This is a genomic window from Nocardia vinacea NBRC 16497 (assembly GCF_000308835.1).
Lineage (GTDB): Bacteria > Actinomycetota > Actinomycetes > Mycobacteriales > Mycobacteriaceae > Nocardia > Nocardia vinacea.
The window spans coordinates 18543-36010 of record NZ_BAGN01000042.1 but is presented as its reverse complement, the minus strand read 5'-3'; the positions used below and the strand labels follow the sequence as shown (position 1 = coordinate 36010).

Annotated in this window: 21 protein-coding genes; 5 read left to right on the top strand and 16 right to left on the bottom strand. The window is 64.3% G+C overall.

The genetic code is table 11. From position 1 onward, the window contains the following. The first annotated feature begins 4 nt into the window (after positions 1-4). Positions 5-1273: a fatty acid desaturase family protein gene (locus ON44_RS04955; protein ID WP_051181538.1), complete on the top strand. Its 1269-nt coding sequence runs from the start codon at positions 5-7 to the stop codon at positions 1271-1273. Continuing rightward, positions 1254-1928: a class I SAM-dependent methyltransferase gene (locus ON44_RS47665; protein ID WP_306306462.1), complete on the top strand. Its 675-nt coding sequence runs from the start codon at positions 1254-1256 to the stop codon at positions 1926-1928. The genes ON44_RS04955 and ON44_RS47665 overlap by 20 nt, the downstream gene beginning before the upstream one ends. Before the next feature lie 513 nt (positions 1929-2441). Here ON44_RS47665 and ON44_RS04945 read toward each other — a convergent pair. From ON44_RS04945 to rpsH, 11 genes are all read right to left on the bottom strand, one after another. Further along, positions 2442-2789, bottom strand: a complete 348-nt coding sequence (locus tag ON44_RS04945; RefSeq protein ID WP_174414996.1) for a type II toxin-antitoxin system PemK/MazF family toxin — start codon at positions 2787-2789, stop codon at positions 2442-2444. Continuing rightward, on the bottom strand, positions 2786-3004 hold the full coding sequence (locus ON44_RS04940) for a ribbon-helix-helix protein, CopG family (protein WP_040686604.1): 219 nt from the start codon (positions 3002-3004) through the stop codon (positions 2786-2788). Before ON44_RS04940 ends, ON44_RS04945 begins: the two co-directional genes overlap by 4 nt. A 50-nt stretch (positions 3005-3054) precedes the next feature. Continuing rightward, complete coding sequence (map, locus tag ON44_RS04935) at positions 3055-3852, bottom strand: type I methionyl aminopeptidase (protein ID WP_040686603.1); 798 nt, start codon at positions 3850-3852, stop codon at positions 3055-3057. A gap of 6 nt (positions 3853-3858) precedes the next feature. Next, positions 3859-4404: an adenylate kinase gene (locus tag ON44_RS04930; RefSeq protein WP_040686602.1), complete on the bottom strand. Its 546-nt coding sequence runs from the start codon at positions 4402-4404 to the stop codon at positions 3859-3861. Then, on the bottom strand, positions 4401-5723 hold the full coding sequence (gene secY, locus ON44_RS04925; RefSeq protein ID WP_040686601.1) for a preprotein translocase subunit SecY: 1323 nt from the start codon (positions 5721-5723) through the stop codon (positions 4401-4403). Before secY ends, ON44_RS04930 begins: the two co-directional genes overlap by 4 nt. 138 nt (positions 5724-5861) lie before the next feature. Beyond that, positions 5862-6305, bottom strand: coding sequence for a 50S ribosomal protein L15 (gene rplO, locus ON44_RS04920; RefSeq protein ID WP_040686600.1), 444 nt, complete (start codon positions 6303-6305; stop codon positions 5862-5864). A gap of 1 nt (position 6306) precedes the next feature. After that, positions 6307-6498: a 50S ribosomal protein L30 gene (gene rpmD, locus ON44_RS04915; protein ID WP_040686599.1), complete on the bottom strand. Its 192-nt coding sequence runs from the start codon at positions 6496-6498 to the stop codon at positions 6307-6309. A 2-nt stretch (positions 6499-6500) separates the two neighbouring features. Then, on the bottom strand, positions 6501-7163 hold the full coding sequence (gene rpsE / locus ON44_RS04910; RefSeq protein ID WP_040686598.1) for a 30S ribosomal protein S5: 663 nt from the start codon (positions 7161-7163) through the stop codon (positions 6501-6503). A gap of 31 nt (positions 7164-7194) precedes the next feature. Then, positions 7195-7602, bottom strand: coding sequence for a 50S ribosomal protein L18 (gene rplR / locus ON44_RS04905; RefSeq protein WP_040686597.1), 408 nt, complete (start codon positions 7600-7602; stop codon positions 7195-7197). Positions 7603-7604: 2 nt separating this feature from the next. After that, positions 7605-8144 (bottom strand): 50S ribosomal protein L6, encoded by a 540-nt coding sequence (gene rplF, locus ON44_RS04900; protein ID WP_040686596.1) that lies wholly within the window; start codon positions 8142-8144, stop codon positions 7605-7607. A 14-nt stretch (positions 8145-8158) separates the two neighbouring features. Continuing rightward, positions 8159-8557, bottom strand: a complete 399-nt coding sequence (rpsH, locus tag ON44_RS04895) for a 30S ribosomal protein S8 (RefSeq protein WP_040686595.1) — start codon at positions 8555-8557, stop codon at positions 8159-8161. Positions 8558-8832: 275 nt separating this feature from the next. Here rpsH and ON44_RS04890 point away from each other — a divergent pair, with 275 nt between their 5' ends. Then, on the top strand, positions 8833-11610 hold the full coding sequence (locus tag ON44_RS04890; RefSeq protein ID WP_040686594.1) for an ATP-binding protein: 2778 nt from the start codon (positions 8833-8835) through the stop codon (positions 11608-11610). A 73-nt stretch (positions 11611-11683) separates the two neighbouring features. Here ON44_RS04890 and ON44_RS04885 read toward each other — a convergent pair whose 3' ends face one another. Further along, positions 11684-12640, bottom strand: coding sequence for an endonuclease/exonuclease/phosphatase family protein (locus ON44_RS04885; RefSeq protein WP_040686619.1), 957 nt, complete (start codon positions 12638-12640; stop codon positions 11684-11686). 231 nt (positions 12641-12871) lie between these two features. On the opposite strand from ON44_RS04885, the gene ON44_RS04880 reads away from it, so the two are divergent. Further along, the gene (locus ON44_RS04880; protein ID WP_051181534.1) at positions 12872-13525 is read left to right on the top strand and encodes a Uma2 family endonuclease; all 654 of its coding nucleotides are present in this window, start codon (positions 12872-12874) and stop codon (positions 13523-13525) included. Positions 13526-13622: 97 nt separating this feature from the next. Here the strand turns inward: ON44_RS04880 and ON44_RS04875 are convergent, their stop codons facing one another. The 4 genes from ON44_RS04875 to rplN are packed head-to-tail and all read right to left on the bottom strand — an operon-like array spanning position 13623 to position 15065. Further along, positions 13623-13808: a type Z 30S ribosomal protein S14 gene (locus ON44_RS04875; RefSeq protein WP_014981705.1), complete on the bottom strand. Its 186-nt coding sequence runs from the start codon at positions 13806-13808 to the stop codon at positions 13623-13625. A gap of 4 nt (positions 13809-13812) precedes the next feature. After that, positions 13813-14376: a 50S ribosomal protein L5 gene (gene rplE / locus ON44_RS04870; protein WP_040686593.1), complete on the bottom strand. Its 564-nt coding sequence runs from the start codon at positions 14374-14376 to the stop codon at positions 13813-13815. A 1-nt stretch (position 14377) separates the two neighbouring features. Then, positions 14378-14695: a 50S ribosomal protein L24 gene (gene rplX, locus ON44_RS04865; RefSeq protein WP_040686592.1), complete on the bottom strand. Its 318-nt coding sequence runs from the start codon at positions 14693-14695 to the stop codon at positions 14378-14380. 1 nt (position 14696) lies between these two features. Next, positions 14697-15065 (bottom strand): 50S ribosomal protein L14, encoded by a 369-nt coding sequence (gene rplN, locus ON44_RS04860; RefSeq protein WP_040686591.1) that lies wholly within the window; start codon positions 15063-15065, stop codon positions 14697-14699. Positions 15066-15411: 346 nt separating this feature from the next. Here rplN and ON44_RS04855 point away from each other — a divergent pair, with 346 nt between their 5' ends. Further along, complete coding sequence (locus ON44_RS04855; RefSeq protein WP_083897659.1) at positions 15412-17457, top strand: M13 family metallopeptidase; 2046 nt, start codon at positions 15412-15414, stop codon at positions 17455-17457. Positions 17458-17468 lie beyond the last annotated feature (11 nt).

Below are 17468 nucleotides of genomic sequence, written 5' to 3'. Positions count from 1 at the left end.
AGGAATGGCAATCACACAGGTCGCGGTCTACGCGCATCTGACCGCGGCCGATATCGAGGCACTCGGTGACGAGCTCGATGCGATTCACCGCGATATTACCGATCAGCGCGGTGCGCGGGATGCGGCCTACATCCGCCGCACGATCGCCTTCCAGCGGGCACTGGACGCCGGGTCGCGGCTGATGATCGGTCTCAGTCGCAAGCGGACCGGTTGGATACTCGGGACTGCCGGATTGGCGATGGCGAAGAGCATCGAGAATATGGAGATCGGCCACAATGTCTGCCACGGCCAATGGGATTGGATGAACGACCCGGAAATCCATTCCAGCACTTGGGAATGGGATATGGCGGGTCTGTCGTCGCAGTGGCGTTATTCGCACAACTATCGCCATCACGTCTTCACGAATGTGCTCGGCATGGATGAGGACATCGGATTCGGTGTCATCCGCGTGACCCGCGATGACCGTTGGCGTCCAGCGAATCTGCTGCAGCCGTTGCTGAACCTGGTGCTGGCGGCCACCTTCGAGTGGGGCATCGCGCTGCACGGCCTCGACTCCGAACGCCTCCGCGCGACGTCCCCGGCACAGAAGGCGATCCAGGCCAGAGCGTTCCTCGGCAAGATCGCCCGGCAAGCCGGCAAGGACTATCTGCTGTTCCCCGCGTTCAGCGGGCGGCGCTGGCGGCGCACCTTGGCCGCGGATGCCAGCGCCAATGTCCTGCGCAGCCTATGGGCCTATCTCGTGATCTTCTGCGGGCATTTCCCCGATGGCGCAGAGAAATTCGCGCCGACCGTCCTGGAACACGAGACAAAACCGGAGTGGTATCTGCGCCAGATGCTCGGCACCGCGAATTTCGACGCGGGCCCGGTGCTGGCCTTCCTCAGCGGCAACCTCTGCTACCAGATCGAACACCACCTGTTCCCCGACCTGCCGAGCAACCGGTACGCCGAGATCGCCCTGCGCGTGCGGGCACTATGCGACAAATACGACCTGCCGTACACCACAGGTCCATTGCTGCACCAATATCTGCTGACGCTACGCACCATCCACAAACTGGCACTGCCCGACAGCCTCCTGATCGCCACCTCCGACGACGCACCCGAAACCGCATCCGAACATAAGTTCAAGGGAATCGATTCGTCCACGGTCGTCGACGCCGACCGGACGCCGGGACATCGCGGGTTGCGCACGGCGTTGCGACGACTGGCGAGCAATCGTGCGCGCGTCCCGAACTGGGAGTGGCCCCTGGTGAACGGTGATCCGCGCAGTAAATAGCCTGCGTCAGCGCGGGCGGGCGCGGTACCGTCGTCGCGTGTGGGACTTCGGGCAATCCGCTGACGGAACAACGAATCGGACCCGACTCCGGGCCGAACGTGCCTCCTCATTCGGCGCACATGCCGCGGCGTACGCCGAGCATCGACCCGACTATCCCGCCGAGAGCATTCGCTGGGCGCTGGAGCCCGTTGGCACCAATGCACCGGTCGTTCTCGATCTTGGCGCAGGCACCGGCAAACTCACCGAGGGGCTGCTTGCCATCGGCGCGGAAGTTGTCGCCGTCGAACCCGATGCCGCGATGCGCGCCGAACTGGCCCGCCGCTTTCCCGAGGTGATCGCGTCGGCCGGTGCGGCAGAGGCGATTCCATTGGCCGACGGCTCGGTGGACGCGGTACTCGCGGGCCGACTTTCCCCACCGCCAGCGCCGCACCGCCGAATCCCTCACCGCGACAATCGGAACGCATTCGCACACGCTGGTCATCCCCACACAGGCACGCAACGAGTTGCTCGAACGAATCTCCGAATACCTGCGCGGCAGACCCGAGACAGCGGCCGGCGAATTCGACCTCCCCATCCGCACCGATGTCCTGCGCGCCGTACGCCGCCCGGTCGATACTCGAACACCGCAGCCGAATTGAGCCGCGCCGCGGTCTAGCGGAAGTCGCTACCTACTCGGTGCGCCACGCACCCCGCAGCACCGCCCCTGAGCTGTACGGAAACCCGTACCGCCGTTCCTGAAGCGCCCATCGAACGATCACTGTTCGCCGCAGAACTACGCAATCCCACAACGGAATTCGAGTAGCCATCTACTCGGGTGAGCACCCCTCCCCCGGCCATACGCTTCTCCCATCGTTGAAGTTCAGCACGAATCGGAGGAGAAATCATCGCCACTGTGGTCAGCGGTCGATCGCCTGGATGACCCCCGAGATGCGGTAAGACGCACGAGCGCGGGTGCAAGGAACGACGTCACCGATCCAGCGCAAGCTGGGTAATGTCAGGGCAGGCGTGGACGCATTGTGTCCGAAGCCGTTCGGTACCAGACATTTACGACCTGCGGGCGTCGGTGCGGCTCGGCTCCTCGCCGCGCGACGTCACCGAACTCGGAGTCGGACAGTGACCGACCACCACACACGGCACAATGTTCGCCGAATCCAGGAACAGAGTCGAGCTACAGACTCAAATGTAGTCGTAGCGCCCGATCGAGTTCGGCCGCAAGGGTTTCGGGCAGTCGGCCCAACGTACGCCCGACTCTCTCGACTGATACCGAACGCACTTGCTCGGCCTGAGCTTTCGAGGGAACCCGCAGACCCGGCACATCCTTCAATAAGACCTGGAACGGAAAAACCTTCTCGGTGTTGCTGGTAACCGGGACGACCGTGACAACACCTCGGCCAAGTTGTTCAGCGCGACGATTGGCACCGTCGTTACTCACGACAATCGCGGGACGAAGCTTACTGACCTCGTTCCCCCGAACCGGATCGAAATCCACGAGCACGAGATCACCACGGCGCATCACATCAGCCCGTCGTCGGCACTCGCCGACCACACAACTTCCTCACCGGCTGCGTCCCACTCATCCCATGCCTCTTCGTAGGCGTCTTCGAGAGCACGACTACGCAACAGCGCGATCGCCTTGTGAACGGCGGCCGACCGCCCGGGCAGGCCGGACCGACACACCTCCGCGTCGAGCACCGCCACATCCTCATCCGACAGGCTCACACTAAGCTTCATACCAGCAATGCTACCAGGGTAGGAATACGTGGGATACTGCTCGGAGCCACCTACTCCGGACGAACCGTGAGAATCCGCGGCCCATCCTCGGTAACCGCAACCGAATGTTCCCAGTGCGCGGCCCGACTACCGTCCAGCGTCACCACGGTCCAGTCGTCGTCGAGCACCTTTGTCTGCGTAGTGCCCAACGTCAACATCGGCTCGATCGCAAGTACCGATCCGACCACGAGTTTCGGCCCCTTACCCGGCGCACCCTCGTTGGCCAGGAACGGATCCATATGCATCTCCCGGCCGATGGCGTGCCCACCGTAACCGTCGACGATGCCGTAGGAGCGGCCGTGTTCCTTTTCGGCCGCGCGCGTACCCATTTCGATGGCATGCGAGACGTCGGTCAGCCGGTTGCCGGGCAGCATTGCCGCGATACCCGCCTCCATCGACATCTTGGTGGCGTCGCTCAGCAGCTGATCGGCCTCGATGATCGTGCCCACACCGAAGGTCCAGGCCGAATCACCGTGCCAGCCTTCGAGAATCGCGCCACAGTCGATCGAGACCAGATCACCTTCGGTCAGGATCTCGGACGAGGTCGGAATCCCGTGCACCACACGGTCGTTCACCGATGCGCAGATCGAACCCGGAAAGCCGTGATATCCCTTGAACGATGGCACGGCGCCCGCATCGCGGATCACCTGCTCGGCGATCTCGTCCAGCTCCAGGGTGGAAACACCGGGCTTGGCCGACGCGCGCACCGCGACGAGTGCGCGGCCGACGACCGCGCCCGCCGCCGCCATCGCATCCAGTTCGCCTGCCGTCCGGAACGGCACGACCTTCTTCTTGCGGTTGAAGACCATCCGGCCTCAGTGTCCCAGGGCGCGCAGCGCGCGTGCGTTGACCTCGTCGATCTCACCGACACCGTCGACCGAGACGACCAGACCGTCGTAATGCTCCAGCAGCGGCTCGGTCTCCTCGCGGTACACCCGGAGCCGGTTGCGGATCACGTCCTCGTTGTCGTCGTTGCGACCGCGCGCCATCATCCGGCCGACCACGGTCTCCTCGGGCACGACGAAGCAGAGCACCGCGTCGAGCTTCTTGTCCATATCCGCGAGGATCTTCTCCAGCGCGTCGGCCTGATCGACCGTGCGCGGGTAACCGTCCAACACAAAGCCGTTCGCGGCATCCGGCTCGGCGACCCGAGCCTCGACCATGCGGTTGGTCACATCGCTCGGTACCAGATCGCCTGCGTCGATGTACTTCTGTGCCTCCCGACCCAGCGGCGTCTGAGCGGAGATATTGGTGCGGAACAGGTCCCCGGTGGAGATGTGCGGGACGCCCAGTTTGTCCGACAGTAGGTCGGCCTGGGTGCCCTTGCCGGCTCCCGGCGGTCCGAGCAGTACAAGTCTCACTTGAGGAACCCTTCGTAATTTCGATTCATCAGCTGGCTTTCGATCTGCTTCACGGTGTCCAAGCCGACACTCACCATGATCAGCACCGAGGTGCCACCGAACGGAAGGTTCTGGGTGCCACCGGACGCGCCGATATCGAGGAACAGATTCGGCAGGACGGCCACGAGACCGAGGTAGATCGAGCCGGGCAGAGTGATGCGGCTCAATACAAAGTTGAGGTAGTCGGCCGTCGGCCTACCCGGGCGATACCCCGGAATGAAGCCGCCGAACTTCTTCATCTCGTCGGCGCGTTCCTCCGGGTTGAAGGTGATCGCGACATAGAAGTAGGTGAAGAACACGATCAGACCGAAGTAGATCGCGATGTATACCGGGTTCCCCGGGTTCACCAGGTATTTCTGGATACTCTCCTGCCACCAACTGGGGTTGGGGTTGTTCTTCGAGGACGTCAGCTGTGCGACCAGGTTCGGCAGATACAACAGCGACGACGCGAAGATCACCGGGATAACACCGGCCTGGTTGACCTTCAGCGGCAGGTAGGTCGAGGATCCGCCGTACATCTTGCGGCCGACCACACGCTTGGCGTACTGCACCGGGATCCGGCGCTGGCCCTGCTCGACGAAGATGACGCCGCTGACGATGGCGAACGCGGCGACACAGACCAGACCGAAGACCAGTCCGCCGCGGTTCTGCAGAATGTTGTTGCCCTCGTTCGGGATGCGCGCGGCGATACCGGCGAAGATCAGCAGCGACATGCCGTTGCCGATGCCGCGCTCGGTGATCTGCTCGCCGAACCACATGACCAGTGCGGCACCGGCGGTCATCACGAGCACGATGATGATCATGCCGAAGATGCTGGTATCGGCCAGGATGTCCTTCTGGCAGCCCTGCAGCAGCTGACCGCGGGCCGCGAGCGCGACCAGACCGGTGGCCTGCAGGATCGCCAGCGCGATCGAGAGGTACCTGGTGTACTGCGTCATCTTGTTCTGGCCCGTTTGGCCTTCTTTGCGCAGTTCTTCGAATCGCGGGATGACGACGGTGAGCAGCTGGATAATGATGCTCGCGGTGATGTAGGGCATGATGCCGATCGCGAAGACCGACAGTTGCAGCAGCGCACCACCGGAGAACAGGTTGATCAGCTGATAGATACCGGCGGAATCACCGCCGGAGACCAGGTCGATGCATTCCTGCACGCTCTTGTAATCGACACCGGGGGACGGCAGCGACGCACCCAAGCGGTACAGCGCGATCAACCCCAGCGTGAAGAGAATCTTCCGCCGTAAGTCCGGAGTCCGGAAGGCCGATACGAAGGCGGAAAGCACAGATCCTCCTGGCGAACGACATGGTCATGCCACGGATATAGAAAACCCATGACGAGGCTTGGCAGACAACAATTGAACTCTAACAGTGGCACCGGACGAGCTCTTCACTCGTCCGGTGCCACTATCTGCAGAGTACCGTCAGCCCAGCTCGGTGACAGTGCCACCGGCCGCGGTGATCTTCTCCTTGGCGGCGCCGGTCACCTTGTCGACGGTCACCTGGACCGCGACGCCGATCTCGCCATCGCCGAGAACCTTGACCAGCTGGTTCTTGCGAACCGCGCCGGCGGCCACCAGCTCCGCCTTGCCGATCGCGCCGCCCTCGGGGAACAGCTTGGCGATCGCGCCGACGTTCACGACCTGGTATTCCGTGCGGAACCGGTTCGTGAAGCCCTTGAGCTTGGGCAGCCGCATGTGAATCGGCATCTGCCCACCCTCGAAGGCGGCTGGGACGTTCTTGCGAGCCTTGGTGCCCTTGGTACCGCGGCCCGCGGTCTTGCCCTTGGAGCCTTCACCGCGACCCACACGGGTCTTCTCGGTCTTGGCGCCGGTGGCCGGACGCAGGTGATGCAACTTGATGGTCATGTCAGACCTCCTCAACTGTTACGAGGTGGCGCACGACGTTGATCAGCCCACGGTTCTGAGGGTTGTCCTCACGAACCACGGTCTGGCGGATCTTGCGCAGGCCGAGCGTACGAAGGCTCTCCCGCTGGTTCGCCTTTGCGCCGATCGACGACTTGATCTGGGTCACCTTGAGCTGGGTCGATTCCTGGGCCATATTTACCGACCTCCCGCTGCCTGAGCGCGCGCACGCAGCATGCCAGCCGGAGCGACATCCTCGAGCGGCAGGCCACGGCGAGCCGCGACCTCTTCCGGACGCTGCAGCATCTTGAGCGCCGCAACCGTCGCGTGCACGACGTTGATGGCGTTGTCGCTACCGAGCGACTTCGCCAGAATGTCATGGATACCAGCGCATTCCAGTACGGCACGAGCCGCACCACCGGCGATCACACCGGTACCGGGCGAGGCCGGACGCAGCATGACCACACCGGCCGCCGCCTCACCCTGCACCGGGTGGGTGATGGTCGAGCCGATCATCGGAACGCGGAAGAAGCCCTTGCGAGCCTCCTCGACACCCTTCTGGATGGCCGCGGGAACTTCCTTGGCCTTGCCATAGCCGACGCCGACCAGACCGTTGCCGTCGCCGACGATCACCAGGGCGGTGAAGCTGAAGCGACGACCACCCTTCACGACCTTGGAGACGCGGTTGATCGCGACGACGCGCTCGAGCTGGTTCTTGTCGGCCTGCTGGTCACGACGGTCACCACCGCCACGACGATCGCGGCCACCGCCGCGGCCGTCACGGCTGTCGCCGCCACCGGCGGCACCATTCTGCTGTCCGGCGGGTCCGCTGCCGCCGTCACGCCTCTGACGTCCCGGCATCAGACGTTCCTTCCGTAAATGTTTGCAGTCATCAGAACTTCAACCCACCTTCGCGAGCGGCATCGGCGAGCGCCGCGATGCGGCCGTGGTAGTCGTGGCCACCACGGTCGAACACGACGGCCTCGATACCGGCGGCCTTGGCACGCTCGGCGATCAGTTCGCCGACCTTCTTGCCCTTGGCCGACTTGTCGCCGTCCAGTGCGCGCACATCGGCCTCGATCGAGGACGCGGCGGCGATGGTCTTGCCGAGCGAGTCGTCGATGAGCTGTGCGTGCAGGTGACGCGAGGAGCGGTTGACCACCAGACGCGGACGCTCGGTGGTGCCGACGACCTTCTTGCGCAGACGGAAGTGACGGCGGGTCTTCGACAGACGACGCGTCGTCGACACGTCCTTGCCACGCGGAATGCGCTTGGCCTTCTGATTTTCGGTTTGCGCCATGATCACTTACCCGTCTTTCCGACCTTGCGGCGAACGACCTCGCCGGCGTAGCGGATGCCCTTGCCCTTATAGGGATCGGGCTTACGCAGTCCGTGGATGACAGCGGAGATCTGGCCGACCTTCTGCTTGTCGATTCCGGACACGGAGAACTTGGTGGGCGATTCCACCGCGAAGGTGATGCCCTCCGGGGCCTCGATCGGCACCGGGTGCGAGTAGCCGAGGGCGAACTCCAGGTTGGAGCCCTTGGCCGCGACACGGTAACCGACGCCGAAGATTTCCATCTTCTTCTCGTAGCCCTTGGTGACGCCCTCGATCATGTTGGAGACCAGGGTGCGGGTCAGGCCGTGCAGCGAGCGGTTCTGGCGCTGGTCGTCCGGGCGGGCAACCTCGAGCTGGCCGTCCTCACCCTTGGTGACGGTGATCGGCTCGGCGACGACGTGGGTCAGGGTGCCCTTGGGACCCTTCACCGACACGCTCTGGCCGTCGATGGCAACCTCGACACCGGCAGGAATGGCGATGGGCTTCTTACCAATACGCGACATTTGTCCTACCTCCCTTACCAGACGTAGGCGAGGACTTCGCCGCCCACGCCCTGCTTGGCCGCCTGACGATCGGTGAGCAGACCGGTCGACGTGGAAATGATCGCCACGCCGAGGCCGCCCAGGACCTTGGGCAGGTTGGTGGACTTCGCGTACACACGCAGACCCGGCTTCGACACGCGGCGCAGGCCCTGCAGGCTGCGCTCACGGCTGGGGCCGTACTTGAGGTCGACGACGAGGGTCTTGCCCACCTGCGCGTCCTCGGTCCGGTAGTCGGCGATGTAGCCCTCGCGCTTGAGAATCTCGGCGATATTCGCCTTGAGCTTCGAGTGCGGAGCCTTCACCTGATCGTGGTACGCCGAGTTGGCGTTGCGCAGACGTGTCAGGAAGTCTGCGATCGGATCAGTCATGGTCATAGTTCGACCTTGACACCTTTCTCGCTACGGTTCCCATGCAACACCCGCGTACACATCGGCACGCCAGCCGTGGGCCTATAGCAATTCGGCGGTCCGGCCGACACTTGCCGACCGGATTGAGTTCTCATATGAGCTCTCGGTGCGAGGGCCGTCCACACGTCGATGCAGCTTCGCATCAAGAACACGCGGACACAGAGGTGCCCAAGCAACCGCTCTAGTGTAGGCAAGGTCGCTACCAGGACAAAATCCGGGTCCGGCCCCTTACACTCACCCGCGTGCAGGATTCCATCGCGACCGCGTTCGTGGGTCGCGATGCCGAACTAACGAGTCTGGCGGCACTCGGTCAGCGGGCGGCCGCCGGTCGCGGGTGCGTGGTTTTGCTCGAGGGCGAGCCGGGGATCGGCAAATCGGCGCTGCTGGAAGCGGCGCGAATTCCATTGGCGGCAGCGGGCCTTCACATCCGGGTCGGCGCAGCCGAGGAGTTGTGGCAGGGCGTGCCGTTCGCCGGGGTGCGCTCCTGGCTGGACGACGCGGGCACGACATCCCCGATCGACGCGTTGCGCAGCGGAGATCGCGTGGGTGATGTGGCGGCGACCCATGAACTCGCCATTGCCGAGGCGATTCTGGACCAGATCGATACCTGGTGCGCGTTGGGCCCGGTTGCCCTGGTCATGGACGATGTGCACTGGGCGGATCGTTCGAGCCTGGCGCTGCTGCACCGGCTCTGCACACTCGTCGACGAGCTGCCGCTGCTGCTGGTACTCGCGGCCAGGCCACTTCCGCACGATCCGGACTTCGCCGCACTGTCGGCCGAACTGGTGGCACGGCAGGCCCCGGTACTGCGGCTCGGCGCCCTGCCCGACACGGATGCCGCGGAGCTCGTGCGTCATCTGGTCGGTGCCGAACCGGGTCATCGGTTGTCGGAAAAGGTGGCCGAGGCCGGTGGGAATCCGCTGCATATCACAGAATTGGTGGCCGCTTTGCTGCGCGACGGGGCGATCAAGGTGATCGCCGACACTGCCGATCCGGCAGGCGCTGGTGTCGCGGACCCGTCCGCGTCGTTGGCCGAGGCGATTACGCAGCGGCTGGACTTCCTGTCCCGTCCGACGCGGGATGTGCTGCCGATGGCCGCGGCCCTCGGTCCGACCCTTGATGTCGCGGCCCTGGCGATGGTGTTGAAGATCCCAATTCTGGATGCCTGGAGCGCTGTCACCGAGGCGCTGGACGGCGGGCTGCTCGTCCGCGTCGACGCCGAGTTGGTGTTTCGGCACGATCTGATCCGGCATGCGCTGGCGGATCTGCTACCTGCTTCACTGCGGTCGGATCTGCTCCAGCAGGCCGGACAGGCGCTCCAGTCGACCGACGCGCCGATCGAGCGGGTTGCCTATTACTTGTGGGTCGCGGATCGCGAATTGGATAGGACCAGCCTCGACTGGCTCATCGGTGTCGCCGACAAGCTGATCGTTCGCGCGCCCGAACTGGCGAAACGATTGTTGAGCCGCGTCGCGACTGCACCAGATCTCGACGCTGGAATGCGTTCGGTACTGATCCGGCTGAGAATTCACGCCCTGCTCTGGGATGGAAACGCCGCCGAGGCCGAATCGGTGGTGCGTGAGGCGTTGCTTACCCAGCCGGACATCGAACTTCACTGGCTGCTCGCCCAGATCTATCAAGCCCAGGCCCGATTGGCCGATGCGGTCGCAGTGGCCGAGGAGGTGCTGTCCACCAGGGAACTCGACGCCGAGAACGCCGCCCGGTTTCTGGGCATGTCCGGACTCGGCAATTTCTTCGTCGAGCGATTCACGGCGGCCGAGCAGGCCGGTCGGCAGGCCGTGGCGCTGGGCGAGAGCACCGGGAACCCGCTGGCCACCGGATACGGACTCACGGCGGTGGGCGCGGTGCGCTATACCCAGGGCCGTCTCGATGAGGCGCTGCACCTGAGTGCTCGGATCCCGGCCCTCTTCGAAGACGGGACCGGGCCCGACCAATTCGATCCATACGCGCTCTACGCCCACTGCTTGATCGAACTCGATCGGCTGGGCGACGCCGAGGAGGTGCTGAAAACGGCCATCGGTCGCAACCGTCGATTCCGCGGCGTCTATCTGTCCTCCAACTTGGTTGCCAAGGCGCGAATGTATCTGGTGGGCGGACGCTGGGACGACGCGCTGGCCGAATGCACGGCGAGCATGCAGACGCCCGATGTGCTCGGTTATGCGACGGTCGCGCACAGCATCGCGACGCTCATCGGAATTCGCCGCGGCACCTTCCTGCCGGACCCTGATGGTCTGCCCGCACCGGACGATCGACCGGGCAATATCGGCTACGCGCATTTCCATCCGTGGGTCAAGGCGCTGATACATGAGGCGCACGGCCGTCCCGACCTGGCACTCGAGGTGCTCGTCGGCACGCATCAGCGACTCGCCGACGGATTGGCTGCGGCCACACTGCATTACATCTTCCCGGATATCGCGCGCTTGGCCGCGGACATCGGGGACACGCATGCGGCCCGTTCGATCGCGGCCAGCGCGGATCTGCTCGTCACCCGACAGCCGACCGCATCGCGCACCGGAACGGCCCTGCTGTGTCGAAGCCTCGCCGACTCCGATCCCGACGGCCTCCTCGCGGCAGCACACGCGTTCCATCGATCCGGCCGCCCAATGTTCGAGGCCCAGGCGCACGAAAACGCCGCCGCCCTACTCGCCGCAGCGGGCCGAGGCTCCGAATCCCGCACCGCATTGGACACCGCGGTCGAACTGTATTCCGGCCTCGGCGCAGCCTGGGATTCCGCCCGTGCGATGGCACGCGTGCGCCCATACGGAATCCGCCGCGGCGTCCGCGGCCCCCGCAAGCGCCCCAAAACCGGCTGGGCAGCCCTGACCGATACCGAACGAAAGGTTGCCGCGCAGGTCGCCGATGGCCTGTCCAATACCGACATCGCAGCCCAAATGTTCTTGTCCCGCCGCACAATTCAGTCCCACGTCTCGAATATCCTCGCGAAACTGGACCTCAGCTCCCGTCGCGAGATCGCCACCGCCATGCCCCAACCTCAGTGAATCTCTACGGCGCCACCGACCATGCGCCCCACGGCCGCCACGCGCCGGACTGACGAACTCCAGAACTCGAACATCACCGGCGCTCGCGGTCCAGGAGGAGCTGCGCCACCAGGGTGCGGTGGTCTGCGCCGGGTAGGGGCACTGTTTCCACCGCGACTGCGTGACCACCGGCGATGAGAATGTGGTCGATGCCGACCAGGGGTGGCCAACGCTTGTCCGTCGGGTAGGTGACCAGATATCCGGCACCGGATTGTTCGGCGGCATCGGCGAAACGTCCGGACAGCATCGAGCGGAATTGCGAATGGTCGTAGGTCGCGTTGAAGTCGCCGCCGACGATCGCAGGCCGATTCGATGGCGACCGGTCGAGAATTTCGCGCAGACGGGATAATTCGTCGGCCCAGACCTCGGTGCCGTACACCGGTGGCACCGGGTGAAAGGCGTACACCGTGACCGGCCCGACGTCGGGGATGCTTGCGGTTGCCGAGAGTTGGTTCAGCACGTACCCGTCATATTCGACGGTTTCGGACAGCGGATAGCTGCTCCAGATTCCCGTCCCGGTCGCGGTTCGGCCGGGGGAAAGATATCGATGTGGCAGTAACTGGTCCAGTCCGGCCCGGCCGAGCGCCTCGACCGCCGCTGGTGTGAGCTCATTGACGGTGAGCACACCGATATTCCGCGCGCGAACCTCGTCGACCAGCGCCCGCGGATCGGCTCCGTCGAACAACAGATTCGCCTGCATCACCCGCACCGAGTGCCCGTCGTCGCCGGAACGACCGATGTACAACGGGGCTTGGGTCCACGTCGCGGCGGCAACGACAATGCTCGCCACCGCCGTACCGCTCCGGTGCCGCATGGCTACGAACGCCACCACCCCGACGAGAGCGGAACACATCAGATACGGCGCGCCCGAGGCCGCCAGGACCAATATGCGAGACCGCGACGGACTGAAATGCAACGCGATCCCAGCGGCTCCTGCCAATGTCGCAATCCACGCGAGCACGCGGACACCGACCCGAACCACCTTCGACATCACATCTGACAGCCAACCACGAGAGATCACCCAATTCACAACGGCCGAACCGTCTTTGAACACAGCTGAAGAGAATTCCGAGCTCTCCGAGGCAACAAATGCGAAGGTTGCCTCGTCGCGCAAATCTTCCCGACACCTCGCACACCGACTCACCGCATGAAACGCAGCGGCCCCGAACGCGAAGATCTGCGAGGACCCCGAGTGTTCCGCGGTCGAGATTAGGATTGGACGATGTCGCTTCCGCGCATCGAACGGCCCGACCTCCCCGAGTACATGACGTGGGAGGAGCTCGAGCAGTTGCCCGAGGATGTCGCCGGGCAGATCGAACTATGGGAGGGACGGGTTGTATGGCTCCGACGCGGACCGGCCGAGCACCAGGCGTTCACGTTTGCGTTGACCAGCGCGCTCGAGCGATGTGCGCGGGCGGGGATGACGCAGCAGCCACAGGAGCGCTGGCGCGTCGACTTCGAAACCAACGTGTTCTTCGGTGAAACCGGAAAGTCCGACTTCGTCACGCCCGATTTCCTCGCCTACCGCTGCCTCGATGCGCCCTACCAGGACATCCGAGCCAGCGACGTTCTCCTTGCGGGGGAGGTGCTGTCTCCGTCGAACACCCAGACCGATATGGAAGCCAAGAAAGCTCGCTATGCGCAAGCCGGTATCCCGTGGTACTGGAAAGTCACCCTGGAACGTGAGAAGAGCGCGATCTCGGTGGTGCACGCCTATGCGCTGGAAACCACACACGGCCAGCTCCCCGCCGGTGTGCACCCGCTCTATCCGGCCAACTACCTGCTGACCGGCTCATGGGCGCCGAAGGACTCCGACGCGATCACCACGGACTTCCCGTTCCCGATTCGCATCTCCTGGTCTGAGCTCGAATTCTGAACTCCCCCAACGCAACTGAAACAAGCAAGGGCACGGCCTCGTCGGAGGCCGTGCCCTTGTTCAGTTTCGTGCGGGTGCGCTCACCGGGAGCGCGAGCTCACCAGGAGCTCTTGTGCACGCCCGGGAGCTCACCGCGGTGCGCCATTTCGCGCAGGCACACGCGGCAGAGGCCGAATTTGCGGTAGACGGCGTGGGGCCGGCCGCAGCGCTGGCAGCGGGTGTAAGCCCGGACCGCGAACTTCGGCTTGGCGTTGGCCTTGTTGACCAGTGCTTTCTTAGCCATGTGCTCAGTTCTCCTTGAACGGGAAGCCGAGGTGCTTGAGCAGGGCACGGCCTTCTTCGTTGTTGGTCGCGGTGGTCACCACCGTGATGTCCATACCACGCGGGCGGTCGATGGAGTCCACATCGATCTCGTGGAACATCGACTGCTCGCTCAGGCCGAACGTGTAGTTGCCGTTCCCGTCGAACTGCTTCGGCGACAGACCGCGGAAGTCGCGGATACGGGGCAGCGCGATGGAGACCAGGCGGTCCAGGAACTCCCACATGCGGTCGCCGCGCAGGGTGACCTTCGCGCCGATCGGCATGCCCTCACGCAGCTTGAACTGCGCGATCGACTTGGTGGCCTTGCGGATCTCGGGCTTCTGACCGGTGATCAGTTCCAGATCCCGGACCGCGCCGTTGATGAGCTTGGCGTCGCGCGCGGCGTCACCGACACCCATGTTCACGACGACCTTGACCACGCCCGGAATCTGCATCACGTTGGCGTAGTCGAACTCGCTGTTCAGCGCGTCCTTGATCTCGGCACGGTAGCGCGCCTTCAGACGCGGCTGAGTCTTCTCAGAGGTGGTCATGTCAGATGTCCTTCCCGTTCTTACGGGAGATCCGGACCCGCTTGCCGCTCTCCTCGTCCGCCCGGTAGCCGACGCGGGTCGGCTTGCCGTCGGAGTCGACGACCATCACGTTGGACACGTGGATCGGAGCTTCCTGGGTCACGATGCCGCCCGAGGAGGCACCACGCTGGTTGGTGGAGTTGGCAACGTGCTTCTTGATCCGGTTCACGCCCTCGACCAGGACCCGGTTCTCCTTCGGGTAGGCCTGGATGACCTTGCCCTTGGCGCCCTTGTCCTTACCCGAGATGACGAGCACCGTGTCGCCCTTGTGCACCTTCATGTCAGAGCACCTCCGGAGCCAGCGAAACGATCTTCATGAACTTCTTCTCGCGCAGCTCGCGGCCGACCGGGCCGAAGATACGAGTGCCACGCGGGTCGTTGTCCGCCTTGATCAGCACGGCCGCGTTCTCGTCGAACTTGATGTACGAACCGTCCGGGCGACGACGCTCCTTGACGGTGCGCACGACGACGGCCTTGACGACCTCGCCCTTCTTGACGTTGCCGCCGGGGACAGCGTCCTTGACGGTGGCGACGATGATGTCGCCGATGCCGGCATAGCGACGCGACGAACCACCGAGAACGCGGATGCAGAGGATTTCCTTCGCACCCGTGTTGTCGGCGACGCGCAGTCGCGACTCCTGCTGAATCACTTCAGCCTCCTTGACCTGGATGTATACGCACGCCGGATTGCCGACCCGACGGGCATGGTCGTGTTACCACCCGAACGCGCGCCTGCCAGCGGTTTTCTCGATCGGATGGATCAACCACTGGGGGTTCGCGGCCGGATTGCGGGCACAGCTCCCGCAGGCAACCGGTTCAGTGTAGGGGAATCCCCAGGTCGGTCCCAAATCGGGGCCTCGCCAGCACAGGCTGAACTTCCGCTGTGAAACCCGCGTGGATCAGTGCTCGCGGGCTGTCCCGTTACTACCCTCGGAACGAGCAAGATCACCGGATGAGCTGTGCACATTCCAAATCGTCGCTGAATAGGGGGTTTCCTTGAGTTCGTCTGCGCGTTCCACTCGGCTCGGTCGTCGTACCTTTCTGATCGCCCTCGGTGTGATTCCGGCCACCACAGCGCTGGTCTCCTGTAGCCGGGAGCAGTCGGTGCAGCTCACCGGTGTCGATATGCGGGGTGAGGATCCGGCGATTCGGCCGCAGGACGATCTGTTCCGGTACGTCAACGGCGGCTGGCTGCGCGATTATCAGCTGCCGCCGGATAAGTCGTCCTACACCACCTTCGACGAGGTCGGCGACCGGGTGGAGCAGCAGCTGCGGGAGATCATCGACGGGATCCACGACCCGAAGGCCGGGACGGCCGAGCAGCAGATCCGCGATCTCTACGACGCCCGGGTCGATCTGGCCGAAATCGAGCGGCTCGGCGTGACCCCGCTGGCGGATCTGTTCGCGGCGATCGACGGCGCGACGACCAAACCGGATCTGGCCAAGGTGATGGGCGGGCTGCCGATCGGCGGACTCATCGGTTTGTCCGTCGAGGTCGATCAGAAGAATTCGGCCGAATACGTCACGAACATCTCCCAGTCCGGTATCGACCCGAATATGGGCGAGCAGTATTACCGCAAGCCCGAATACGCCGAGCAGCGCGCCGCCTATCAGACCTATCTGCAACGCGTTGCCGCGGGCGCGGGCTTTCCCGATCCGGCGGGCACCGCCGAGCGGGTATTCGAGCTGGAGACCAAGATCGCCGCAGGTTTCTGGGACGATGTTCGCCTGCGCAATCCCGATGCCGTCTACAACCCGATGAGCTGGATCCAATTGACCGCGCTCGCACCGCAATTCGACTGGGAGCCGTGGCTGGCGGGCAGTACCGACCGACCGCGCGCACTGTTCGATCGCGTGGTGGTCGGCGAGCCGTCGTTCGTGACGACAGCCGGAAAGCTCTGGGCCGAGGTCGATATCGCGGCCTGGCGGGAGTATCTGCGCCTGGCGGTGGTCAAACAGTTCGCATCGCTGCTACCCAAGGCCATTGCCGATGCCGAATTCGATTTCGTCGGCAAGGTGCTGCAAGGGTCGCAGGAGCGTCCGGAGCTGTGGAAGGACGGCATTACGACCGTCAATGCGAACCTGAGCCAACCGCTCGGGAAACTCTATGTGGACAAACACTTTCCGGCCGCGGCCAAAGAGCGCGCCTTGGCGATGGTCGCCGATCTCATATCCGCCTACCGGGCCGACTTCACCGATTCGACCTGGATGTCGCCGCCGACCAGACAGGCCGCCATCGCGAAGCTCGACAAGATCGTCACGAAGATCGGGTATCCGGACAACTGGATCGACTACTCGGGATTGACGATCACACGCGGCAAGTTGATCGAATCCGTCCGCGCCGCACAGCGTTTCGAGACCCAGCGCGGTTTCGCGCGCCTTGGCACCCCGGTCGACAAGTCCGAATGGCGGATGCCGCCGCAGCTGGTGAATGCCCAGTACAACCCGAATGCCAATTCGATCTCGTTTCCGGCCGCCATTCTGCAGCCGCCGTTCTTCGACTCCGATGCCGCGACCGCGGTCAATTACGGCGCGATCGGGGCGGTCATCGGTCATGAGATCGGACATGGCTTCGACGATCAGGGTTCGCGCTACGACGGTGACGGCAATCTGCGCGACTGGTGGACGCCCGAGGACCGGGCCGCATTCGAGATCAAGACCAAGCAGCTCATCGATCAGTACAACGCGCTGGTCCCGGCCGGTCTCGACCCGAGCAAGCACGTCGACGGCGCGCTCACGGTCGGGGAGAATCTCGCGGATCTGCGCGGTCTCGGTATCGCCGTGGCCGCCCTCGGCATCGCCGATAAACGCGACGGCAAGGGCGCCCCGGACAACCGCACGCTGTTCCTGTCCTGGGCCCGGATCTGGCGGGAGAAATCGACGAAGCAGCACATGGAACTGCGACTGGCCATGGATCCACACGCGCCCAACGAGTTCCGCTGCAACCAGGTGGTCCGCAATATCGACGAGTTCTACACCACCTTCGCCGTCGAACCGAGCGACAAGCTGTACCTGGCCCGGGACCAGCGGGTCTCGCTCTGATCCGACGGGCT